Below are 24,230 nucleotides of genomic sequence, written 5' to 3' on the forward strand. Positions count from 1 at the left end.
TTCTCCTTACAACCAATACACCACCAACAACAAAACGGTTCCTATGAGGCTTGTCGACATCCAAATATAGTCTTTTCGAGCAAAGAGTAAGCGCTTAAAACTGCTTCGTTCCAACCTAGCTCTAAAGCCTTTGGTTTCCATAGACAATGAGATAGCCTCTGCCTTTTTCACTGTACCCACAAGGACAGGTAAAAGCAGATGGCCATACGTTTCCATTCTTCGACGCCATGGTATGTGATTTAACTCTATTCCTCTTAATTGTACTGCAACCAAGGTGTCTTTCAGTTCTTGTCCTAGAATCGGCAAAAATCTGACACCAAGAGAAACCATGAAGGCCAATTCATACGGTATCTTAGCCTGAATCAATCCTTGGACCATCTCTCGTTGATCTGCTGTTGCTACAATAGTAGCAGACACTAGCACAATGGCCATACGAAGCAAAAACTCAAGCCCCCGCATAAGCCCGCCCACCGTAATGAGGGTAATGCTGTTGAATTTAAGCAAAACCTCACCCTGACCATTGAATACGCTCTGCATAATCGCAATCAAGATAAGCATCCACAGTAGTTTCCTAAGTCTATAGGCTGCTTGCCGGATGGCAGAGCCAAAATGTTTACTCAGTATTATGCTAATGATAAAAATCAGGCTGAGCAGAAAGACGTCTTTCACAATTACACCTAAGGTGCTGAGGCAAAGAACTACTACCAGCTTGGTACGGGGATCATATCGTCTCATCTTTGATTCCCTTCTGTCCTAGTCTCAGGCAACGGTCCGCATAGGTTGTTACAAATTTCTGGTCATGACCAATCATGAGAACACCTACACCCCGGGCTTTAAGACGTATAAGCAACTCGCCTAAATTTTTCTTTCGTTCCGGGTCTAATGCCGTAGTCGGTTCATCTAGAACCAAGTATTTTGCACCATTGAGCAAAATGCCGGCCAATGCCACCCTCTGTTTTTCACCTTGGCTAAGTAGATATGGCGCCCGATTGTGCAGATGCGCAACATCTAGCTCTTCTAAAATAGGCTGTACTTGTTTTTCTATATCATCCTCAGAAATTCCTCTTATGCGCAAAGGAAAGGCTAAATCATCGTAGACACTAGTTCCGAATAGCTGTCTTGAAGGATCCTGAAATAAATATCCTACCCGTTTAGCAATACTTGCCAATGAGTATCTAGCTATGTCTTTATCTTCTAGCAGAATACGACCCGCATCTGGTTGCAGGATTCCCAGCAATAACTTTCCAAGCGTGGTCTTTCCTGAACCATTGTCTCCCATTAGAACTGTAAACTGATTGCGCGCAAGTTGAAAACTAATATTTTCAAGTAACGGACCACTCGTAAAATTCTCGTATCTGCCTGTTTTTTTAGGATAGGAGAAGGCAATATTTTCAACCCGATATACGGTTTCATTTTCTACGATTTGCATATCCTGGTACTCCTTCACTACAAACTATCCCACTTTTGGTAACACGAAGAATTTGGTCAACCATACTTTTATCCTCTAAATCATGGTCAACTAGAAGCAAAGTATTTCCTTCCTCTCGCAATTTTGCTATCAGTTCTCTTATTCGCTTTGTAGAAGATCCATCTAACTGAGACATAACCTCATCAAGAATTAAGACCTCTGGTGCCAAGGTATGTACAGACGCGATGGCCACTAGTTGTTTTTGTCCACCTGAAAGCTCGTTGGTCTTCTTGTAGCGTAGTCCTTCAATGCCCACCTCTTTAAGTGTATTGCTGATACGTTCTTCAATCTTTTCCGGTGACATGCAAAAATTTTCTGGACCAAAGGCCAACTCATCTTCTACATATGGCAGAAACAATTGCGTTTCAGGATTTTGAAAGACGATGCCAACCTTCCCAGCAATGAGTTCTGGTTTATCTGGCAAGGGTTCTCCATCTAGGAGAATTCTCCCCTCAAGTTTTCCACCAAAGTTACGAGGAATAATACCACAAGCAAGATGGCAAATAGTGCTTTTCCCGCTACCACTAGGACCTTCCAACAAGGTACATGTTCCCTTTTCAAGTGAAAAATTCACATCTGACAAAAGCAGTTCCTGACCCAAATAGCCAAAACTGACATGTTCAAAACAAAGCGCTGACATCTAGCGCACTTCCACTTCCACAGCAAACTTACAACGTCTGTTGCTGAATTGATCTGAAGCCACGATGGTTTGGTATGGACCTCTTCCACCGTTTTCCCCCGTTTCCAGTAGTTCTCCCTCACGGGCATAAACTAGATATACATTTTTTTCCTGAAGAACTTCTTCTGCGGAATAGGCGACTGAATATCCGTCTATTGCCGTCAAAATCACGGTGTCATATTGAGCTACATCGATGCCGGCAGCGGACAATACTTTTCTTAATTCTACTCCCTCATATTCATAGTTAATTGGATCTTTACCATTGGTTTTTAGTACCGCAGAAAAGGTATCTGGCCCCATTTCTTTCAAATCGGACAAGTGATAGGTAACACTGTCATCTTGGAGCTTCACGACAAAAGCAGCGTCTTCTTCAATTTTCTTTTTTTCTGCAACCCGATCACCATTTAGCCAAGCTAGAACACCCACCGCTAGTACTAAAATCACAATTATGCCGATTAGCCATTTTTTCATATCATTTTCCTCCATCCATCACCAAATATGGTACTACCATGTCACTCCACCTAACCTGACCGTGGGTTCCACCATCTTCGGTTTCATGCATACCGTGATCTGCCACCACAATAACCTTACCCTCAAAATTGTTCGCAAGCTCTTCTACAAATTTATCATGTAAAGCAATTTGTTCCAAGGTCTCTTCCCCGAAGGGACCATAACTGTGACCTGCATCATCAATTTCATGGAAATGTACCAGTAGGTAATCATAGCTACTGTTGACAGCCTCGTGTGCAGATTCAAATATTTCATCATCTAAAAAACCGTTATCATTTAAATCCACATGCAGTTTTTCTTCAGCACCTGCATCCAAAATACGAACATCGCCTTCTAGCAGAAGGGCTTTCTTTCCTTCGTCTGCTAGCACCCTAAAGATACTGTGCTCAAGCAATCTGTCACTCCTGTCATGAATGCCATTCATATCGGGGCCTTGCCCACTAATCATGGCCGCAAAACCCACATTGGTAACCGGTTTGTAGAAGCTAAGCGCTTCTTTCGCTACCGGTTTTTCAGACAGGTAAGGGATTAAACCTTGTTCTTTGGCATAGGCATACTGTTCATAAGAAAAACCATCTAAAAATAGTAACATTACCGGTTCTCCATGTCTGATATAGTATAATGCCTCATCATATGCATCTGCTACAGAAGCAGCAGGCGCATCAACTAGAATACCTGCAATGTCTTCAACGACATACTCGCCATCTAGATAGTCAATTCGGTTGCCTACGAGACTTAGTTCCCCTGTACCCTGGTGTAAGTGCACAGAACCATCGCGTCCACTAATATGGAGCCTTGATTCCGTGTTTAAGATACTATCCATAGGGAGTGTCCAAAGACTAGTGTAAATATCCACCCCATAAGTACCCGACTCGCGGTCTATATTGGATGAGCCTTCCCAATTCAGGTGCCTTTTCAAACCTTGCAATACTAGATTACCCGGTGTAGTCCTTAAGAGTTCCCCACTTCTTGTATCTACTCCAATGGATAAAAGACTAGTATCAGACGTGGCAACCACCACAATCTGGCTTAGATGCTTTATTTGTGCACTAACGGGATGCACGTCGTCACGAATCTCCCATCCATTTGCTGTGCTGAACTGAAGCCAAGTCTCTTCGAGTCTTTCATCTATCTGGGCGACAAGTCCGTCAGCGCCAATAAGCAAAACACTATAGTCATCCTCCCAAGGTTCACACACCTCTAAAAGGGACGCCAAGGAAACTTGGTCTTGGTATTCTGGATCAATTTCATCCAAATTACTAAAAGTGATGGTCTGGTTCACATCACCCATTATTTCCACGCGCGGTCTATACTCATCCTCCCCAACCTTATAAAATAAACTCACAACTAGCAATGCTGCCAATACAAAACTTGCCATTGGCCAAACATACTTTTTAAAATTCAATTTATTTTCACCTCGCTAACCTTGGTCCTGTTTTAGCAAATGCAGTGCTGCAAATCGTTTGGCTACTTGGTAAGCAATCAATCCGCCTAAGCCACCTGAAAGAAGAGCCACACTAAGGCTTAGCAATAGAGGAACGAGCGGAAGTTGGAAAAACACCCAGTTCACACTGAGAGTCCCAATCAAGTTGGCTAGCCCACCAGCTAAAAAATAGTGCAATGGCGTATACTTCTTATCACGCGAAAATAGAAAAACCAAATCCACTCCAATACCTGGCAAAGTATATGTCAGGACACTAACAATACCATGCGTTCCATATACGCCCAACACAACCACCAAAAGTGCCTGTGTTAAGGCAATGAAACTGCCGGCACCCCTGCGCCTGATGATGCCTGCTCCTAATACAATCCAGAGCATGTAAAATCCACCAGCTACTGCTCCACCGGGTATAAAAAGAGGTCCGGTAATAATATGTACTAGAGGCACAACAATCGGTTTAGTAGCTACCCCTAAAGCAGCCACCAAACCGATTAGTACTAGTTCCATTATAGAAAAATCTCTTAAATGTTTACTAAGAAAACCCATTTTATCCTCTTACTTGGTTGTTATCTTCACCAAATTCTTAATCCACCAGTTAGAGCCCTTGCCATCCATAACCAATTCGATATAACCATCTTCCGCACTTACTGCTTCTCCGTCTACCATAGTGCCCAAAATGGTTCCTTCGCTTTCAACCAATGTCATATCATCAATATCCTTGGCGTAACCATCGCTGGCTTCACAAGTCACTACTGCATATCCTTCCGCACCCACATAGTCTAATACTGCTTTCAAGGGAACACCCTTCCAAGTCTGCGTTGTTTCAGTACCATCCTTATTTTTTTTGGTTGCAGAAATCTCCACCTCATCAATGGCATCGTAGTCTGCTTGGGTAAACATAGTTCCATTGATATCAATGGTCCATTCCGCAGCAGGTTCTTCTGCGGCAGGTTCTTCTACAGCGGGTTCTTCTGCAACTGGTTCCTCTACGGCTGGTTCTTCTGCAGCAGGTTCGGTTGCACAACCAGCCAACATGCCGATAGCTAAAAAGACAATCAATAATAATGCTCCAAATTTTTTCATGTTAATTCTCCTCTTTCCCTAATCTATCCCAACATTGCCTATTCGGCTTCAATGCTTAGAATCTCCTTAACTTTTGTTGCTTTATCCAAATCTGGGAATACCGAACGGTACGTTCCATCTTTGAAATAAATTATACCGGAATTAAAATAATCTGCTTCTACAGAGACCGAATAGCCATCGCGAGCCGTTAGAAGATAGCTAGAGGCTTCCTTCAAACCAGTAAGCCCGGCAATTTCTTGAAGTGAAATGCCCTCAAACTTATCTATTGTTCCTATCTCTTGGGATGCAAAACCACTTTCTAAACTATAAAAGCTGATTCCTGGTTGACTAAAACTTAATACCTGCTTAATATGCATACCCTTCGGCAGGTCAGGCGACAAGAATAGTGGAGTATCCTCGCCTGTAATCTTCAAATAGCCCAACTCGACATTGTCTCTTGTTTCCTCTTTTTCTAAACCGTCCGCTGACACAAAATATATATCGTCCGAACCTTCAACACCATAAGTAGCCAGAAGCTCAGTCATGGATACAGCCATATCTTCGCTATCATAGTAGGTGTAGGGCTCTTGGGTTAAGTCAGCAACTGCCGTGTCTAAAAATACAATTTTAGTGGTTTCAACAACCTGCTTTGTTTGCATCAGATCCAAGGTAGCCATATTGCGTACCCAATACATGGAACGCTCTTCCGGCACAATCAGGCGAATCGGTTTGCTATCTTCCGGAAGTGCTTCTCCATCCATTTCATAAGCTAGCACAATGTCTCGAATTTCGACAATTTCCTGCGGTACTTCAATGGCGTATCCATCACCAGCCACCGCCCGCATACTACTATAATCTTCCGCTGAGATTCCTTCACCTGCGAGTACATCTGCTAAACGAACGCCCTTGACATGATATTCATTCGTTTCGCCTGCTGAATCGACGCTGGTAACATCCATTTCCACAGCATCATATTGCTCGATAATATCGGCCACAGAGATTACACGCTCATCTCCAATTCCTGTTACCGTAAAAGAACCCATACTCTCTTCTTCATTGGCTGTAGGTTGTGAACAACCAGCCACCAATAAAACAATCGCTAGTAAGCATAGCACACTAACCCAGCTTTTTTTCATTTTAAACATTTCTTAGTTTCCTCCCTTATAATCTTGCATATATTGCAACGTTGCCTGAACTGCTTCAAGGACAGCTTGGCTAGATACTGTCGCTCCCGTAACGCCTACCACTTCATTTTCTGCATCTTTGGCCATCTTTACTAAGCGAAGTTTCTGTCCTGGATTCATACCCTTAAAACGTTCAAGAAACCACTGTTCTCTAATATAGCCCCCATAATCCTCCGTTTCACTTTCCTCAAGAATCCTAACCTGTTCAACCACCTTATCAGCATATCTTACCAAAACCACAACATCACCATGATAGCCAAGTGCTTTACTCACTATGAACATCCCACTTTTTTGTTCATCAACATAGGCAGCTAAGATAGGTTCATCCACAGGCAATTCCTGATACAAATCAAGTTCAACCTGCTCATACAGTGCCTGCTTCCATGCCTCCGTTTCGGAGTCAGAACAAGCACTGCAAAAAGCTAGAATGGTTATGAGTAGTAAGCACACTAATTTCCTTGTTTTCATATTTGAATTTCCCATAAAAAAAGCTCCGGGTTACCCCGGAGCGAAAGTTCGATAACAGACGAATGAGCTCTGCAGTATATCTCCTTTCCACAATAGGGGACCATCTCATTTCTAAAATGACCTAGCGATCTCATTCCTTAGCAAGCCGTAGGAATAAAGATTTCAGAGAATCGTTCTAGCCTTAGTTTGCTACATTTTTTTTCTACAGTCAATAGTTTGTATGCATATCTTAGCGTAAAGGAGTATGGTCAATCATAATATGCTTTACTTCTGTAAATTCAAGTATACCCTCTCGTCCACCAGATCTTCCAATTCCGCTTTCCTTATAGCCTCCAGTTTCAGCTTCGGGGATTAAGCGGTTGTATGTATTAATCCAAGTTGAGCCAGCTTTCATCCTTCTTGCTACACGCATAGCCCTATCAATATCCTTACTCCACACCCCTGATGCTAGTCCGAATGCAGTACTGTTGGCTATCGCCACTGCTTCTTCCTCGGTTTTAAATGTCTGTACTACTAGCACAGGACCAAATATTTCTTCTTGGGCTACCCTGCTATCAATTGGCAGATCCGTTACAATGGTCGGTTCAATAAAATACCCTTGATCTAAACCATCTCTAGTAATTTGTTTTCCTCCGGTAACGATTCTTCCCTCTTTTCGAGCAATCTCGATATATCTCATGATGGAATCAAACTGATCTTTCGTACTGATGGCACCCATTTGAGTTCCTTCTTCCAATCCATTGCCCACCTTAAGAGCTTGAGCGCGCTTGGTAAGTTCATCAAGTACCTTATCCTTAATGGATTCCTCAACCACCAAACGAGAAGCTGATGTACATAGCTGACCCGCATGGGTAAAGATGCTACGAATGGCAAACGTCATCGCTTTGTCAAAGTCAGCATCCGCAAAAACTACAGAAGCAGATTTTCCACCCAATTCCAAGGACAGCTTCTTCATAGTATTGGAAGCTTCCCTCATAATTGTTTTTCCAGTGCTTGAGCTTCCAGTGAAATTAATCATCTCAATGCCCTTTGTCCGTACCAATTCCATCCCAATTACCCTGCCGCTTCCAGTCAAAGCATTGACTACACCTGCCGGTATCTCATCAATACCCTCTAGAAGTGATATTACTTCCATGGTGATACCAGAAGTTTGATTGGCTGGCTTGACTACTGCAGTATTACCTGCCGCTAAAGCTGGTGCCAAATCTCGCATTAGTAGGGTGATCGGATAATTCCAAGGAACTATTATTCCTACCGCACCCAGCGGTTCGCGTACCAACATAGAGTAGGAATCTTTATCGATTGAAGTAACACCTCCATACAAGCTACGCGCCATTGCTCCATAGTATTCTAAATAACCTATGGAACCCATCAGTTCGCCCCTTGCCTCTTGAAGTGGCTTCCCAGTTTCCATACTCAATTTTCTCATCAAATCATCCATGTTATTGCGGATGGCATCAGCCCAAGCAAACAGTGCTCTTGTACGACGTCTAGGATTCCATGCCCAATCAGCGTTATTGAACGCTTCATTGGCCACGCGAACGGCCTCGTGTACATCGTCAACAGTGGATTTCTGTACCTTTGCTACCAATGACCCATTCGCCGGATTCTTCGTTTCCATCGTTTCTCCACTACTGGAAGCACAGAATTTTCCGTTCACATAGTTATCAAAACAACCAATACTATAACTCATTTTTCTCCTCCTTCTCGGAACCGGTTCCAGTCCCGCCTAAAAAACAGGGCAGGTTTGCCCTTTAATACTCCCATCTCAAAGTTTGCATAAAAAAACTCCGGAATCCCCGGAGAAAGGCTCGACAACAGACGGACTACGTCCGCTATTGATCTCCTTTCCACAATGGGGGACCGCTTCATTTCTAAAACGACCTAGCGACCAATTTTCCTTAGTTACCCGTAGGACAATCAGTTTCAGAGAATATATTTCTTATCAGTATATATTGCACCATAAAGACTTTGAGGTCAAGTACAATCTAAATTCGATGTTTTAAAAACTTCAATTTTTTCAACCAACCTTTTGTTTCTGGCTTATCAGTATATTCATAAGAATAATAATTATAGGAATAGGCACCATTTCTTCTGGAGTCAGCCTTAGTCATCACCGCTCCGAGCAGATTGGCATTGACTTTGCTAAGACTTTTCACACTAGCCTTGACTGCATCCACGGGTGTTTCCGATTGGGCAACACACAAGATGGTTCCATCTACATGCCCCGCAATAATGCTTGCATCCGTCACACTCAGTATTGGTGGTGAATCAATTAATATATAATCGTAGCTTTGCTTCAATTCCTCCAACAAATGCCACATCTTCTTGGAGGACAATAGTTCAGAAGCCATTGGTGGAACAGGACCTGCGCTAATTATATTCAAATTCTTAACACCGGTTTCCTGCTGAATTACATCTGAAAGTGGAATATCCTTCACAAGATAATTCGTAAGTCCCGGATATTTTTTCACTTGAAACATCTTATACAAGCCTGGTTTCCTTAAATCTGCATCAATCACCAACACTCTTGAGCCAGCATGCGCCATAGTTATTGCCATATTGGCTAGAGTTGTGCTCTTCCCTTCTTTTTCTAAGGAGGAGGTGAATAAGATCGTCTTTTTTTCCGCATCTATACTTGTATATTCCAGATTGGTACGAACCATACGGTATGCTTCTGAAACTGGAGACTTAGGTTCTCTTTGCGAAATTAAAGATTTGCTGATCATGACGCCCTCCTTTCCCCTTCAAATTTTGGTATAACACCAAGCACGGTAATTCCCAATTCTCTTTCAATGTCATCTTCTCGCTTAAAAGTATTATCCAGCATATGAAGAAGCATAATCAAAAACATTCCCAACATTGCCCCTAAAACAGCTGATATCGCTACATTCATCATCAAGTTAGGACTAATTGGGCTAACCGGAACAACGGCTTTATCTACGACCATTACATTTTCTACACCTACAATTTGCTCAGCATTTGCCACAAGCGAATCTGTGAGCTCGTTCGCAATATTTGCTGCTCTTTGCGGATTCGTATCTTGGAATACAATGTGCACAAAGCGAGAATCTTTGATGCCTGATACATTTAAACGAGCAACAAAATTTTCTACCGAAAAAGGCAGGTTTAAGCTTTCAATAACTTCTTCTGTGACCAATCTCGTTTTAATCAATTCCTGGTAATCCACTACCAGCTGATCATCCACCTGCAAATCACTGAAGCTGATGCCTGCTACAGAATTCTTCTCTGTTCCTACAAATAATGTCGAACTAGCCTCATAAACAGGTTCAACCATTTCTCTGGTAACATACGAGGTCACTAACATTGCAGTTACCACAAACAGTGCAATGATCCACCACTTTTTTAGTAGTATGCTAACGATTTCCCGTATATCTATCTCTTCATATTCTTCCCTTGCACTATTTCCTTTCCTACCTTCTCCACCATATTCCTTCTTGTGCTTTTTCCGGAACCCCTACATACTTATCCCGGATAACCCGAAGTGGATTCTCTATAAATAAACAATTGGCTAATTTCCAGCCATACTTCCTGCCCACCTTTTCATACGCCTCTTTCAGACGAAACCTTCTTTTTACATCATCGTGAGCATCACTCGCTACAATATGTACCATTCCCTCTTGAATCAGGTGTTTCACGCGCCTGCGCATACGCCAGTCACTGCTCAATACTGAAGTGGCATTAATTTGCATCAGGACACCATGGTTTAATAACTCCTTAAACAATATCGGTCTTCTATAAAGCCAGTCATAACGCTCAACATGAGCAAATACTGGCTGGTAGCCCTCGAGTTGTAAGTCATATATCAAACCTTCAAGGGCACTTGTTGATATATGCGCTGGTAATTCAAGTAGCACGTAGCTAGTACCGTTCAACGTCATGCATTCTTTGTTTTTCAAACGAGTTACATTTTTTTCATCAATGAATACCTCGTTGCCCAAAGAAACATTTAAATCCAGTCCCTGCTCTTGTATCAACTGTTTCGAGCGCTCATATGCCGACATCACGGTATCGAGACAATAGTCTCTATCTCCTTCAATATAGTGTGGCGTTAAAACCATATGAGTTATATCTTGTTCTACAGCTTGTTTGAACATTTCCAGGGTCATTTTCCATTGTTTTGATCCATCATCTACGCCAGGCAACGCGTGGCTATGAATATCTACAAACATCAGTCAATCAACTCCGAATACTTATCTATAAGACTCAACAAAGTTTGAATATCTTGTTCAGAAAGTTCAGCATACAAAAAATTCTCAGCGGCTATTTTTTCATCTTCGGTAAAACCACCATCAGACATTTCATACAAGTAGTTCGCATCAATTTTATCTAAAATGGCCAAACCTATTTCTAGATCCTCCTGCTCAATCTCATCTTGATGCTCTTCTACCTTTTTCAGCACCCATTCCTCATCAATACCGCTAACGCCATCTAATAGTTGTCCCACTTCTCCTGCCCATGAAGGCTCTTGCTCCACAATTGTTTCCAGTGGTTGATCTTCTATTGGCATCATATTTGGATTTATACTTACCTCCGGTGCCTCCATTTTCTTGTTTGGTGCATCTATTTCAGCTTCAACCGTTGGCGGTTTTTTTAATGGTTCCTCAACTTGTTGTATATTTATTCCCTCGTTGTCTACATCTGTATTCATTGCAGGATCAGACAACCACCTTGGTATATTTATACTGATAATGGCCAGTAAAAATATGCTAGTCATTATCGCTGCAACACGTTTTATACGTTTCATATATCTACTCTAGGTACAGAAGGTTATACAACATGGTTGCAGCTTCTGCCCTATTTAGATTCTCTTTTGGTGCAAATCTTCCGTCATCACGTCCACTGAACAATCCATGTGCATAACTGTTGCAAACTGCCTTGCTAGCCCAACTAGAAATCACGGTTTGATCACTAAACTGATCTAGCATAGCAAGATCAGTATTTGCGGTAAAGCCCTGCATATCTAAGATATTACTCAACATTGCAGCTGCTTCTTGTCGACTTATCTTTCCGCTAGGATCAAATTCATTTATTGATTTTCCGGCAACTATTTTATTGTCATAGCAAGCTGCGATATAGGGAGCATACCAGGCCTCTTGAGAAACATCATCGAATTCCAAACCATTCACATCACCGTTCAAAGCATACATTTGTGCAAGTATGGCAACAAACTCCGCTCTGGTAATCTCACCATTCGGTTGGAAGGTTCCATCTTCGTAACCGCTGATATATCCCTTTGCACCCATATTGGCAATATAATCATGTCCCCAATGAGCATCCAACACATCCGGAAACTCTTTCGTCGCTGTTTGAGCAAAGAATTTGCTAAAATGGTTGGTTAGGAAACTAACCGTACCAGTAGACTCATTATAAATACCGCCTACAGGCACTGGCCTTCCTGTCTCATCTATCCAAAATACTGTTATATCCTCCAGCTCTTCGCCTTCACTTAGGTTATATGGAATTTTCACCTTGACAGGTGCTTTAAACTGATTCAAGGGCATACCATTAGCATAAAGAGACATATCAACAATGAGGGCAGACTCTGGAACTCCAAACTCCGAAAATTCAGATGCCTCCAGCACTTCCATGCTGAAATTCAATTCAGGATTTCTTTCCCCACCTAGCTCTAGGTCAGCCAAAACATCTTCCGTATTAAAAACAAGCATACCCAAATCTGTCTTTAGTGCTAACTTCACACCTTCTTTTTCCGCTTTCTGCAAGTCTTCCAGAGGCAAACTTATATCAATCTTTTTAAGTTCATCACCTTCATCCAGCTCACAAACAGTTTCCAGGACCAGAACCGGTTGTATCGTACGTCCATCGATTATTTCTTCAATCTCTGATGCAATGTTCAAAGCCTTCTCCAAAGCTTCTTCAACTTTGTCACCATCCACTAGAACTTCAGCAATCGCAACACCATCTACTAAATCTACTTCTGCAATCACCTGTACTGCTGCCTCATATTCCAGTCTATCAAGAGGAGGAAGTTCATCTCCCGCGTCCACCACTGGTTCTTCCGAGACTTCAGTAGCTCCGCCGCTACTGCCACCACTACCACTAGACTCAATAGTGACTAAGCCGTTATTTTCCAAATAGGAAAAAACTAAAGTTCGATTTGCAGCATCATCCTCCAAAGCATTGTAGTAATCTACAAATTCTCCTATGGCTTCACTAATTGCATTCGTACCCAAGACATCATCGCTTAACGTATCATTATAGACAGCTATTAGCTTATCAAGTTCTACCTCGTTTAACACTAAATTAGCATCTGCTTCTGAAACAGGATCAAATATATCCGTTTCGAAGACTCCACTAATTAAAGTTGTATTGAGTATTTTTTTCATACTTTGGACTGCCTTTTTCATATCTTCTGTAGATGTATAGGCAGTTGAAAGTTGGGTTTCAAGTGCATCCTCCACATTAAGCGTTTGAACGAATACTTGCATATTCAAACTCTCTTTATTAGGAAATAATGCGAGAAGATCCTCATCTCCAAAGTCTCCGACATCTACAGCCTCTGCATAAGCAGCCAAGGCATTCACTACTGATTGCGTATCGGTGTTATAGAACCCCTCTTGCATAATTCTTTGTTGCGCTTCAGGACTCAGGTGATTAAAGGCCTCTGCGTATAATAATGCAAGATCCTGTGGATTTTCCAAATCACGAACCAAGACAATTAATTCTACAAATTCTGCATACTGCCCATCGCTAAATTCAGACACAGCTTCTGCAAACGCATCACTATAAGGTGTAGGCTCAAAAGCCATCACTGGCGTGATGAAAATGCTGCTAAACAAACAAATTGCGCTTAGAATACTTACAATTCTTTTCATTTTTTCTCCCTTTCAGCATTATTCCTTACTCGATGATTTCCATACACCCGTTTTTTTTGCGGGCACCCTACTTGACTCCAAATTCAAAAAAAAAATGTCAAGCACAAAGTGAGCTCTGAACTTACTTCACATCTCAAGCATCAAAATGATACTTACCCCTTGTACTTAACCCTTATATTCTTAATAAAAATATGTAAACTCCTTACATATATTACCTCAATTCCGTTCAATATTCAAGATGTATCCCGAATCAATTGCCTATAATTCCAGTAAGTCAGTACTCATTTTTTATGCTTGCAACTAACAAAATAGTAATCCCACACTATATTGCATGTTTATGCTAAAATTCTAGCAGGAGGCAATTATGATTAAACCAAACAAAACCATTTTTCCGCTACTCGAAACACCCATTCAAGACCTACCGACGCTCTCAAGCAAGACCGGTGTTAAGCTCAGCATAAAACGTGATGACCTAAACGGCATCGGTTTGGGTGGAAATAAAATTCGCAAACTAGCTTATCTCATCCAAGACGCCAAAGACAAAGGTGCAACCAGATTGCTCACAACTGGTGGTGTACAAACCAACCACGGGCGATTGACCGCAGCAATTGCAGCAATGTTTGAGATGAAATGCACCCTAGTCCTTGTTGGTGAAGAGCCAAGCCAGTATTCTGGCAACTTGATTCTTGATCAGATTTTTGGCGCCGATTTAATTTTTACAACACCCGAAAACCTTGAGCTGACCATCGACAAGGCCTGCGAGCAATCGGAAAGAGCAGGTGAATCAGTCTATACAATTCCCTTGGGTGGCAGTTCCCCTTTGGGCCTTCTTGGCTACGTCGAAGCTGCCAAAGAAATCCATCAGCAACTTGAACGTCAACATAAATCCGTCGATTATATCGTGACAGCCTATGGGAGTGGTGGTACTTATGGCGGACTTCTCCTTGGTGCGAAACGATTGGGTGATCCATTTGAAATCCTAGGAATGAATGTACTTTCAAACCCAGCTGATAGACAAATCGTCCACGACTCATTACTCTCCTTACTTGCAGATACGGCAGAAGAGTTTTCTCTAGAGCAAAAAATCAAAGAATCCGACTTGAGAATCACCATGGAAAGTGTTGGGCCTGGTTACAACCACCCAGATACAACAACCGTCGAAACAGTACTTACAGTAGCAAGAGCTGAAGGGATCATGCTTGATTATTGTTACACTGGAAAGGCCTTTGATTGTATGCTAAAACAAATCGAAAGTGGCATCATTGCGCAGGGATCCCGCGTACTCTTTTTGCATACCGGTGGCAATCCAGCCTTATTCTCTAATAGCAGTATGCTAGCACTTGAAGAATACCTATCGAATAAGTAATTTTCCAAGACCACTTCATCGATTTCTTTTACTACATAAGACATTCTTGAAACCATTCGCTTAATTTTGTTCTAAATGACAGCTCCCGTTTGAAGTTGGCGTCTCAAATACCAATTAGAATCACTTCATGCGGGAGGGTTATCAGTGGTATGAAGATTCCACACGCTTAAACTTGTAACATCTGGGAAATTATATAGAGCAACCAAATATGCATTGGGTAGAAAAAATAGAAGGCGTACTTTAGTCCCCTTCCTCGTTCACCATTGTATATTCTGAAAAAAACTATGGAAAAAACCATCATCCATTGATAATTATATAAAAACAAGGAAGCATAGGAAAAATCCAAATTAGTCATAGCCAGTGCTATCAGCCCGTAGGCTATGTCCCTTTGTTTTGTTCGCTCCCTTAAATAATGAAAAACCAAGAGGAATGCCAGGGTAAAATAATTGCCTTCCGTAAAAAATAGTAATACCAGTGAAAGCAGGAGGACAGTGGTTAACACTATCCTTTTTCTCCCGTCAGTCACGGTGTGCATTCTTTCCATGCACTCAAGGAAAGTAAGGCATAAGGCCATATTCATAAAAATATTATTGGGAATCCCTAGTTCGCTGGGCATTATATAGGTAATTAATATATTCCCAGCCAGCATGATTAGACCAAATAAATAGAGCCTCTCAATCAATTTGATACGATTGCGCGTATAATGATAACTCTCTGCCAACAAAAAATAGAAAACTGGTGCAACCAGTCGTCCTAGATACGTAAACCAAATTGGTGTTCCCGGGATAAATTCATATATGTGGTCCAATACCATTAAAAATACCATTAGAAGTTTAAGCTCAGTTGCGTTCCATCTCATCTTTTTCTCATCTTCCTCTCCACTTGTTCTCCGCAAACCAAAAAGGAAATCAGCCTGGCAGTTCTTTACCTATATTATTACATTTTATATCGAATACTCCTCTAACATCTATCCTTATATAAGATCATCCATCACTTGTCACCTTCATTTATAAAAAAATAAAAACCACCCTCGAAACTTGCTAGCTTCGAGGGTGGTTTTTATCATTATTCTTTTATTCTTTTTTTAGCAAAAATTCCGGTCATAGCCAAAGCTAATAACATCACATACACAGAGCGAAGATTCTTTGCTCCTGTATATGGCAAGGCTAACGGTTCAACTTCAACATTTACTGTATAGTAAATGACCTCACCATCTGGCGTTACCGAACGAATACGAAATGAATCACTACCCGTGAAACCGTCATTTGGGTAATAGGTCCAGTCACCATCCGGTCCCAGTTCCACAGTACCGTTATCCGGTTCATCCACCACTTCGTTATCGCTACCATCCGGTGTATCCACATCTCCACCAACCGGTTCACCTTCATCCGTTTCTACCGTCTCTTCTTCATCCGGTGTCGTTTCGGGGTCTGGATCTGGATCTGTTACCGGATCATCCTCATCCTCTATTTCTGGATCTGGATCTGGGTCTGTTGAAGAACCGCCTCCATTACGCTCGCGTTCATTAAAGAACTCGACTTCATAATCTATTTGCGAGCCATCAACTACAATCTCAACTGGTGTTTGGTCAAGCGCATAACCACTTGGAGCTTTGGTTTCTTTGATGATATATGTGCCATATTCCAAACCTTCAAGCAAGGCTTTTCCACTTGCATCCGTAATCACCGTTTCCTCGAATGAATTATCATTCTCCTTCGTTACTAGGAAACGAGCTCCTTCTAAATAAAATGGTGATCCGTCGCTATTATCAATATTTCTTCTTTTCACTATGGTCAATGTGCGAGCAGGTTCATTGACAACAGTCCAATCAAAATTAAGATTTTCACTACTAATCGTAGTCTCAGTCTGCGCTTCTTCACCAAGCCCTATAAGGTATCCCTCAGGCGCTTTACTTTCTTGTACTCTGTAAGTGAAGTTACGTAGGTTGCCCATCGTTGCCTTCCCATCATCGTCTGTAGTAATCGTACCTAGATATACCTCTGAATCATCTTCTTTAATCCGGTATACTTCAAACTCCGCACCACTTAAAGGAATTCCGTCTGGATCCGTTTTTAGGATGCTTATGCTTCCAACTTCACCAGAACCCCAACCAGTACCGCTCAAAAAAGTATGTGGGATATTTGTCGTGGTACTTTTCACGCCCTCTTCCACTCTATTTCCATCAAACACTACCTTATTTTCGAAAGATTCAGAAATTAAATCATCCGGCTCAATCGATGTTCGATAACCAATCGTATACATATCGCTTATCATGACAGAATCTTTCGTAATCAATCTAAATTGAGTAGGATCGCTGAATAATTCCTTGTCCAACCATTCCACATCAAAATAGTTATCAAAGGCAACCAAGCTTCCTGAAGAATCCTTCATCCAGAAGTAATATTCCTCATCCCATTCAAGTCCTGGACTCATGGTATCCAGCAAGGTTAAGCTGGTAATATCTGAGCGACTTTCATTCAAGACAATCTCCCAGTTCACATAGTCACCGTCAATTTCACCTGACTTGCTCACAAAGGTATCACCTTTTCCAAATGTAACGCTAGCTTTAAAAGACTCTTCTAGGCTAGTCGTTGCTTCATTTTCGTATAAGGTAGAGGAAATACCTACCAAATCTGTTGAATATTGAATCTGATAAGGTGTTGCTAGCAGACCATTGAATACAACTTCAAAACTGTTGTTTTCCAAATCCTCAACTACAGAAATTCCTGCATCCGCTAGTTCACTTTCAGTAAGTGCTTCCCCTGTGTCAATACTATTACCTTGGTCTACTGTATAGGGAAGAACCTTAACGCTTCCTGAAACTAGAGCTTCACCATCCCCTTCCGGAGATTGATATACAGTATCTCTTACTGCATAGTCATATAGATTCTTTGACAAATGATTGATATAAATTGTCCAATTAATCTTTTGGTCCTCAACTACAAGGTTTCCCGTTTTTCTTCCATTGTTCTGGGCATAATCTTGGTCAATCTCTGGATATACCGTAACCGGTCCTGAAGTGCCACCGTCCTTCCAAGAGTAACTAATCGTATTCCCATAGGTATAATTTGATGAATCATCGATAACATCAGGATCCATAGTGCTAACATAATCAATGGTATAAACCGCATTATTCACTTGGTAGCCATCAGTAAAAGCAATGGTGAATCCCTTTATTTTTCCACCTATTAATTCTTCTGTAACAGTATAGTCCGTTCCCTTTACAGGAGCAGTACCTTGGTCAACGTTGACTGTTATGGCATTGAACTGAGCAGGCAACAACATAAGTTCAGGTGATAACATATCTACGATTTGCAGCTCATCAATTCCTTCACGTAGAGGGTCTACTTGAATACTCCAACTAATTTCATTGCTCTCGTAGTCTACTAGTGTTGCTTCCTTATTAAAAGTATTGCGTATCTTTGGAGTCACAGTAGCAAGATAGCTTTTCCCATCACCGAAGCCAATCGTACCTGTATTGCTCAAGGTCAAATTCACATCTTCATCATAGGAATTTTCATCAATTTTAGTTGTATATATGATGCGGTAAGCCTGTGTGATAGGATCATTGAAATCTATCGTAATATCATTTCCTGAAATTGTGATATCATAATCGGCATCATCCAATGCATTTCCAGAACTTATGTCACCATTTCCATCAATCGTCAGTGGTTTAATTGTTATATCTGACTCTACTGGCATAATCAGATTTGTGCCAACAGTATCTGTCACTTGAGTTATATCCGTGGTCAATTCACCTAGATTCACATCCAGTGTCCAAGAAACAGTTTTTTGGTCGTTGTATCCTATGTCAGCAGTCCCACTTTTAAAGATTATTTTACCAAACTTCAAGTTAGATATCTTTGCTGTATCTTTGGTAGAATTCTCTATACCATTTTGAGTTTGGTATAAGGTGGCCGTATTCGCAAAATCGAGTTTATAAAATCTTGATCCGGTCGTATCCAAACCTTCTAAATAACTATCCGCAATATTCGTTTTTATTCGTATCCTATATGTGCCCTCAATGTCTCCAAGCTCAATGTCCAACTTGCGGCTGGTTTCATTATAGGACTGCGAAATTGGTGTTACCAAAACCGGTGGGGCTCCTGGTGTATCCCCATCACGTATTACAGTCACATCACTGGCTAGATTCACAATCTCTAAACCATTTGGCAGTACATCTTCTATACGTACACCGTTTAGAGAATATTTCGCTTCATTGATAATAATCTCCCACGTGAATTCTCGCTGATTTGTCTCCAACGATGCCGGGGCTATCTTTTCAATTATCGGTGCACCAATCCTAGTCACACTAGCACTCGCTTCATCTAGACCCAAATTTGCTTGGTTATCGTAAATAAACTCCGTAGCACTGGTGTCAATGAGTTCTGGAACAAGTATCGTCTCATAAATGATACGATATGCATGTGGCAGACTTGGGTCTCCACCTGCCGATGCAGGAATGTTGAAGGTCAAGGTATGCGGTGTATTTTCATCTGTACTTGGTGAGACCCCTACCAAGGGGTTCACACCAGCAATTAAATCACCACTTGCTACAGTTCCATCCGAATAAACTTCTAGGGAGTATAGGCTTACAACAGGATCTGATGCCAGTTGCAGTCTCCTATCTAATTCATCAATAATTTCTATATCACCAGTTTGTGCAAAATCCTGGTTTACATCAATAGTCCAAGTTATGATTCCACTGTCATAATCAATACTACCTTCTTTGGCAATGCTCTCTATATCTTCCGGTGGTTCAAATGTCAAAATAAAGCTCGCACTTGACTCTCCATCTATGGGGATCAATATTGTATAGGGTTCATCAACAAGTACTTTTTCTAACGATAATTTCAGTGTAAAACGAACGCCCCCGCTTACATTGAACTGAGTTCCAGCCAATGCATTGAAATGCAATGTAATGAGTCCATTTTCTACTCTCCATTCGCCGTACGATGAGCCATCATCATCATTCAATTGCCCACTTATCGTAGCATTCGCAAATATGTCCGGCAGAGCCATCTCTACCGTTTTTCCGGCTGTGTCTTCCACGCCATCTTCAATGCTCCAGCCATAGGTAAAGGTCACCTCATCATCTATGGCAAACGGTCCAGTAGCAACATTTTCCTCAACTACCGTTCCATTGACCGTTACTTCCACAAGTTCTATGGAATATGGCGAATCATCCTCAGCAATCGAACTTGCTGGAAAAGTTGCCATCAATAATAACAGGCACAAAAGTATAGGTAAAAATTTCTTCCTCACACGGTTTAATTTTTTCAACATAAGCGCTCATCTCCTTTAAACATATCATATATATTTATTATCACTTTACCATATATAGTAGTATTCCCAAAGCTTATATACCCTCTTTGAAAAAAGTCCAAGCCATTTATTGACCAAAAATTTCCTTGTTTTAAAGTGGTTTTACTGTAACAACTAATTTTCCCTACTCTTAATCCATAGGCACAGCTTCAATCTATGTTTCAAACCTGTTTCAACTTATCATCCACTACCTGATTTTCCGCCAATAACATTCTTGGGCTTCTAATTTGATGCAGCGAATCTTGATGCACAAATCACCACGTTGGAAAGTCATGGTTACACCTAGTTCTATTCCTATTTCTTTTACATTTTCAAAGAAGGGTCTGTCGCGAAGATTCTGTTCGTTCATCTGGTAGTAGCTAACACTACCTTTTCTGCCTAGCTCTATGAAATGTGCCAATGGAAGCAAGTTGTTTAGCGTAATCTGATTTTCCATGATGTACGCTCCCTTCTGATGGTTATACGAAAACCACCATATATTCCAAGTGTACCAATACGTTCATCTTCAATCAACAGCAAAGCTGTTCTCTGGTATGAGTTTTCTGCCTAAAGACATTCAATATAGAAAGAACACTGCCTAAATGGCAGCGTTCTCAATCAGTATATTCATTTAGTCAGACAGCAATGCCCTATCGTTAGCAAATTCTTCTCCACTTGCCTTGCCGAATCGTTGCATTAAGTCTTCTACCGTTAATTTCATCTTTTCCTCGCCTTTGATGTCCAAAATGATTTGACCATCATGCATCATGACCAAACGATTACCATGCTTGATTGCATGGCGCATATTATGAGTAACCATTAAGGTTGTGAGGCCACCTTCTGTAATAAATTGATCACTCAACTCCAATACCTTGTCCGCTGTTTTGGGGTCTAGCGCCGCTGTATGCTCATCCAAAAGTAGAATTTTTGGCCGGATTAGCGTTGACATCAGAAGCGTTAACGCTTGACGTTGACCACCTGATAATAGGCCCACCTTATCCGTCATGCGGTTTTCCAAACCAAGCCCTAAGGAACTCAGCAGTTCACTGAAATGCGCTTTTTCCTCTTGGGTGATGCCCCAGCGCAATGTTCTTGCCTGACCACGGCGATACGCTAGCGCCAAATTTTCCTCAATACCCATGCTGGCTGCTGTACCCATCATCGGGTCTTGAAAGACTCGACCAATTACTGCAGCCCGCTTATATTCAGATTGTTTGGTAACATCATCGCCATCAATGACAATGCTTCCTGACTCAACACCAAAAACTCCTGAAACACAGTTCAGTATCGTAGACTTACCGGCACCGTTACCGCCAATTAAGGTAACAAAGTCACCTTCTTCTAAAGTCAGATTTACATTTCGCAAAGCCACCTTCTCATTTACTGTTCCTGGGTTGAAGGTTTTGCTTACATTGCTGATTTTAAGCATTTTATCGCTCCCTTCAAGGCTTTTCTTACTGGTTCTAAGTAACCTTTAAGCACAGGCAATGACAAAGCTACAGCCACAGTGAGAGCCGTAAATAACTTCAAATCATTGGCTGGCATACCCATGCGCAGCACCAAGGCAATAATTACACGGTAAGTTATTGCACCTAAAACCAGAGAAATCAAACGGCTAAAGAAACTTTTACTCTTAAAGAGTACCTCACCGATAATAACGGATGCCAAGCCAATGACAATAGAGCCAATACCCATTTGCACATCAGCAAAACTCTGACTTTGTGCAATTAGTGCACCACTCATGGCTACCAATCCATTACTAATTACTAAACCCAAAATAATCATGTTGTCCGTATTGATTCCCTGGGCTCGCGCCATTTGGGGATTGTTGCCTGTCGCCCGAATTGCACAACCCACTTCTGTTCCAAAAAACCAATATAGTATGCCAATTAGGGCTACAATAATAATCACACCCAAAACGATGACTGAATCATTTCGCGCAACACCAAGGTTTTGGAGTCCAGAATAAACCGTATCCAAACGCAACAAAGAAAGATTGGCTTTGCCTAAAATTCTAAGATTGACCGAATATAGGGCAATCATTGTGAGAATACCAGATAACAAGGCCGGTATCTTAAGCTGTGTATGAAATACTCCAGTAATTAGACCAGCCAACATACCGCCAACAAAAGCTAGCGCAGTTGAAAGAAACGGGTTAACCCCACTTATAATTCCCTTTGCCGCAATGGCAGCACCCATTGCAATACTGCCCTCCACGCTTAAGTCGGCGATATCTAATATACGATACGTTATATAGACACCAATGGTCATCACGGCCCATAAAAGCCCCAATGAAACTGCGCCTAGCAAAATTTGTAACATTATTCTTCCTCGTTTCTATCTTATACTAATTACATACTCTGCCAAACGCTCTGGTATGGTAACACCTATAGATTCAGCAACAGCTCCGTTGATTGCAAAGTCAAAACCTTTTGCCGATTCAATAGCCATATTAGCTGGAGATTCTTCTCCACTTAGTATCCGTACAGCCATTAGACCAGTTTGGTATCCCAGGTCATAGTAATTAATACCCAATGTTGCCAGACCACCGTTTTCAACCATACCAGACTCGCCACAAATTACTGGTGTCTTAGAATCTATCGTAACACCGCTCACTACAGGCATAGCCATAGCAAATACGTTATCTGTTGGAATATAAATGGCATCACACTGGGAAACAATTGACTGGGTAGCCTGTTGCACATCATTAGAATTGGTTACGGTAACCTCAACATAATCCATTCCCAATGCTTCAATTGCTTCTTTTGCCATAGAGGCCTGAAGAATAGAATTATCTTCACTAGAAGTATAAAGAACCCCAACCGTTTCAACATCAGGAACCAATTCTACCAGCAAGTCGATTTGATCTTTGATAGGATTCATATCCGTTGTTCCAGTTACATTTCCACCTGGCATTTCATTGCTATCAACTAATCGCGCCGACTCATAATCTGTAATAGCAGTACCTAAGATAGGAATCTCTGTCGTTTTACCTGCAACAGCCTGAGCCGCAGGCGTAGCAATTGCCAGAATCAAATCAACATCATTGCTGATGAAACGGTCACTGATGGTAGCTAAGTTACTTTGGTCAGCTTGGGCATTTTGCACATCAATGTTAACCGTATCTCCATCTGTATAGCCATTGTCTGCCAATGCATCAATAAAGCCATTTCTCGCTGCATCCAATGCCACATGTTCTACATACTGAATTACACCAATTTCAATCGTCTGAGCTGGTTCAGCAATCTCTTCTTCCCCCTCCATCTCTTCTGCAGGAGAACAACCGGCTAGGACCAACATCATCACCAATAAAATACTCAATACCTTCAATAGTTTCTTCATACTTCCCCCTTTTAACGCCTTTTCGGCAAAATTAAGAAATAAAAAAAGCCCCTTACATGACATGGGCGAATTATCTTACGCGGTACCACCTTGTCTTCGTCTTTAGGACCTCAATGAGCTTATAGCTCCCCATGTTAACGGATGGACCGGCACAGCCTAGGGACCAAGGTCTTTCAGTGTGCTACTCTTGGAATGTATTCACGATATTTCCACCTGCTTTTTCCCAGCACCAAAAGCTCTCTGTAAGGTTTCCCAATCGTTACTTGTTTCCAGTCATTGTATTTACTCGCTATATACTTCTTCTTATCATATGCATACATAAGGTCTCTGTCAAATCCTTTATTCTGAATTATGCAAACACCTTGTAATTTTATTTAATGATTCATCCCGAAAACTGCTATGATATTTATCATTTTACATTCAACCACAGGCAAGGGAAACATGATTAAATATATAGACCACACCCCCTGTACTAAATCTACTAGCAATTGCTAGACCGAAAAGTATAGGTCCTGCATGCATACAAATGATTGTTCGCCATGTCCTCAA

At 41.4% G+C, this 24,230-nt stretch carries 22 protein-coding genes, 2 riboswitches and 1 other annotated feature; of the genes, 1 reads left to right on the forward strand and 21 read right to left on the reverse strand.

Translation table 11 applies throughout. The features are described from left to right. Window positions 1–6 precede the first annotated feature (6 nt). The 15 genes from JR334_06965 to JR334_07035 all read right to left on the reverse strand — a co-directional run bounded on the left by JR334_06965 (window position 7) and on the right by JR334_07035 (window position 13,669). Window positions 7–735, reverse strand: a complete 729-nt coding sequence (locus JR334_06965) for an energy-coupling factor transporter transmembrane protein EcfT (GenBank protein QRN84728.1) — start codon at window positions 733–735, stop codon at window positions 7–9. Continuing rightward, the gene (locus tag JR334_06970) at window positions 722–1,429 is read right to left on the reverse strand and encodes an ABC transporter ATP-binding protein (GenBank protein ID QRN84729.1); all 708 of its coding nucleotides are present in this window, start codon (window positions 1,427–1,429) and stop codon (window positions 722–724) included. The genes JR334_06965 and JR334_06970 overlap by 14 nt, the downstream gene beginning before the upstream one ends. Next, a complete protein-coding gene (locus JR334_06975; GenBank protein QRN84730.1) occupies window positions 1,410–2,108 on the reverse strand; it encodes an ABC transporter ATP-binding protein in 699 nt (232 codons plus the stop codon). Before JR334_06975 ends, JR334_06970 begins: the two co-directional genes overlap by 20 nt. Beyond that, window positions 2,109–2,618, reverse strand: a complete 510-nt coding sequence (locus JR334_06980) for a molybdopterin-dependent oxidoreductase (protein ID QRN84731.1) — start codon at window positions 2,616–2,618, stop codon at window positions 2,109–2,111. It abuts the gene before it with no gap. A 1-nt stretch (window position 2,619) separates the two neighbouring features. Further along, complete coding sequence (locus JR334_06985; protein ID QRN84732.1) at window positions 2,620–4,062, reverse strand: alkaline phosphatase family protein; 1,443 nt, start codon at window positions 4,060–4,062, stop codon at window positions 2,620–2,622. Between the two features lie 15 nt (window positions 4,063–4,077). Beyond that, the gene (locus JR334_06990) at window positions 4,078–4,644 is read right to left on the reverse strand and encodes an ECF transporter S component (protein ID QRN84733.1); all 567 of its coding nucleotides are present in this window, start codon (window positions 4,642–4,644) and stop codon (window positions 4,078–4,080) included. A 9-nt stretch (window positions 4,645–4,653) separates the two neighbouring features. Further along, window positions 4,654–5,181: a molybdopterin-dependent oxidoreductase gene (locus JR334_06995; protein ID QRN84734.1), complete on the reverse strand. Its 528-nt coding sequence runs from the start codon at window positions 5,179–5,181 to the stop codon at window positions 4,654–4,656. A gap of 38 nt (window positions 5,182–5,219) precedes the next feature. Continuing rightward, window positions 5,220–6,305 carry a molybdopterin-dependent oxidoreductase gene (locus JR334_07000; protein ID QRN84735.1) on the reverse strand — a complete coding sequence of 362 codons (1,086 nt, stop codon included), beginning with the start codon at window positions 6,303–6,305 and terminating at the stop codon, window positions 5,220–5,222. Window positions 6,306–6,308: 3 nt separating this feature from the next. Continuing rightward, window positions 6,309–6,812, reverse strand: coding sequence for an FMN-binding protein (locus JR334_07005; GenBank protein ID QRN84736.1), 504 nt, complete (start codon window positions 6,810–6,812; stop codon window positions 6,309–6,311). A gap of 64 nt (window positions 6,813–6,876) precedes the next feature. After that, window positions 6,877–6,992: riboswitch (molybdenum cofactor riboswitch) on the reverse strand. Between the two features lie 49 nt (window positions 6,993–7,041). Then, window positions 7,042–8,505, reverse strand: a complete 1,464-nt coding sequence (locus JR334_07010) for an aldehyde dehydrogenase (protein QRN84737.1) — start codon at window positions 8,503–8,505, stop codon at window positions 7,042–7,044. Between the two features lie 134 nt (window positions 8,506–8,639). Further along, window positions 8,640–8,756: riboswitch (molybdenum cofactor riboswitch) on the reverse strand. A 44-nt stretch (window positions 8,757–8,800) separates the two neighbouring features. After that, the gene (locus tag JR334_07015; protein QRN84738.1) at window positions 8,801–9,541 is read right to left on the reverse strand and encodes a CpsD/CapB family tyrosine-protein kinase; all 741 of its coding nucleotides are present in this window, start codon (window positions 9,539–9,541) and stop codon (window positions 8,801–8,803) included. Continuing rightward, the gene (locus tag JR334_07020) at window positions 9,538–10,152 is read right to left on the reverse strand and encodes a hypothetical protein (protein QRN84739.1); all 615 of its coding nucleotides are present in this window, start codon (window positions 10,150–10,152) and stop codon (window positions 9,538–9,540) included. The genes JR334_07015 and JR334_07020 overlap by 4 nt, the downstream gene beginning before the upstream one ends. A gap of 94 nt (window positions 10,153–10,246) precedes the next feature. Beyond that, window positions 10,247–11,005 carry a hypothetical protein gene (locus JR334_07025; protein ID QRN84740.1) on the reverse strand — a complete coding sequence of 253 codons (759 nt, stop codon included), beginning with the start codon at window positions 11,003–11,005 and terminating at the stop codon, window positions 10,247–10,249. Next, complete coding sequence (locus tag JR334_07030; protein ID QRN84741.1) at window positions 11,005–11,580, reverse strand: hypothetical protein; 576 nt, start codon at window positions 11,578–11,580, stop codon at window positions 11,005–11,007. The genes JR334_07025 and JR334_07030 overlap by 1 nt, the downstream gene beginning before the upstream one ends. Before the next feature lie 4 nt (window positions 11,581–11,584). After that, a complete protein-coding gene (locus JR334_07035) occupies window positions 11,585–13,669 on the reverse strand; it encodes an S-layer homology domain-containing protein (GenBank protein ID QRN84742.1) in 2,085 nt (694 codons plus the stop codon). Window positions 13,670–14,033: 364 nt separating this feature from the next. Here JR334_07035 and JR334_07040 point away from each other — a divergent pair, with 364 nt between their 5' ends. Continuing rightward, on the forward strand, window positions 14,034–15,035 hold the full coding sequence (locus JR334_07040; GenBank protein QRN84743.1) for a pyridoxal-phosphate dependent enzyme: 1,002 nt from the start codon (window positions 14,034–14,036) through the stop codon (window positions 15,033–15,035). A gap of 166 nt (window positions 15,036–15,201) precedes the next feature. Here JR334_07040 and JR334_07045 read toward each other — a convergent pair whose 3' ends face one another. The 6 genes from JR334_07045 to JR334_07070 form a co-directional block, all read right to left on the reverse strand. Then, complete coding sequence (locus tag JR334_07045; GenBank protein QRN84744.1) at window positions 15,202–15,930, reverse strand: conjugal transfer protein TraX; 729 nt, start codon at window positions 15,928–15,930, stop codon at window positions 15,202–15,204. 170 nt (window positions 15,931–16,100) lie between these two features. Further along, on the reverse strand, window positions 16,101–20,321 hold the full coding sequence (locus JR334_07050; GenBank protein QRN84745.1) for a hypothetical protein: 4,221 nt from the start codon (window positions 20,319–20,321) through the stop codon (window positions 16,101–16,103). Window positions 20,322–20,547: 226 nt separating this feature from the next. Continuing rightward, the gene (locus JR334_07055) at window positions 20,548–20,796 is read right to left on the reverse strand and encodes a hypothetical protein (GenBank protein ID QRN84746.1); all 249 of its coding nucleotides are present in this window, start codon (window positions 20,794–20,796) and stop codon (window positions 20,548–20,550) included. A gap of 174 nt (window positions 20,797–20,970) precedes the next feature. Further along, a complete protein-coding gene (locus JR334_07060; protein QRN84747.1) occupies window positions 20,971–21,768 on the reverse strand; it encodes an ATP-binding cassette domain-containing protein in 798 nt (265 codons plus the stop codon). After that, window positions 21,747–22,661 (reverse strand): ABC transporter permease, encoded by a 915-nt coding sequence (locus JR334_07065; protein ID QRN84748.1) that lies wholly within the window; start codon window positions 22,659–22,661, stop codon window positions 21,747–21,749. Before JR334_07065 ends, JR334_07060 begins: the two co-directional genes overlap by 22 nt. A 15-nt stretch (window positions 22,662–22,676) precedes the next feature. Then, window positions 22,677–23,681, reverse strand: a complete 1,005-nt coding sequence (locus tag JR334_07070; GenBank protein ID QRN84749.1) for an ABC transporter substrate-binding protein — start codon at window positions 23,679–23,681, stop codon at window positions 22,677–22,679. A gap of 58 nt (window positions 23,682–23,739) precedes the next feature. Beyond that, window positions 23,740–23,967, reverse strand: a binding site (T-box leader). Window positions 23,968–24,230 lie beyond the last annotated feature (263 nt).

The organism is Clostridia bacterium (assembly GCA_016887505.1).
In the GTDB taxonomy this organism is placed as follows: domain Bacteria; phylum Bacillota; class TC1; order TC1; family UBA5767; genus UBA5767.